This is a genomic window from Pararhodobacter sp. CCB-MM2 (assembly GCF_001691415.1).
Lineage (GTDB): Bacteria > Pseudomonadota > Alphaproteobacteria > Rhodobacterales > Rhodobacteraceae > Pararhodobacter.
This window is the reverse complement of record NZ_LRRR01000132.1, coordinates 1-350: the sequence shown is the minus strand read 5'-3', so window position 1 is coordinate 350 and position 350 is coordinate 1. Positions and strand designations below refer to the sequence as shown.

The window sequence follows — 350 nt, the reverse complement described above, 5'->3', positions numbered from 1 at the left end:
TCAAAAGTCCCATGTGGATCACTCCGGAATCCCCCGCTGCAAGCTGCGTCGCGGGGAGGGTCACATGGGTCAATTCTCAATGGAAACTAAGTGCTCTCCCGGGTCAGTTCTGGGTGGAAATCAACACCCCGCGGAATGGAGGGCACGGCTTTCGCGCATGCAGGTCGGAGCCGTAGCGGTCCATGAGCGGGCCTATGCCGCGTCGGTGCTCGACAACATGATTGAGGTGCTCCGAGAGTACGCACGGGTCCAGATCGATGCCGGGGCCGAGGTGGCAATCACCATCGATGGCATCCGCCGAATGGAGGCCCGGCGCACCGAATTGGCACCGGACCCTGAAACCGCCCGCT

The 350-nt window shown here is 62.3% G+C and carries 1 protein-coding gene; it reads left to right on the top strand.

Annotated elements, in window-relative coordinates; genetic code table 11:
• Positions 1 to 157: 157 nt before the first annotated feature.
• On the top strand, positions 158 to 350 hold a 193-nt coding region (locus tag BCY78_RS24470), incomplete at its 3' end, for a hypothetical protein (protein ID WP_139103338.1).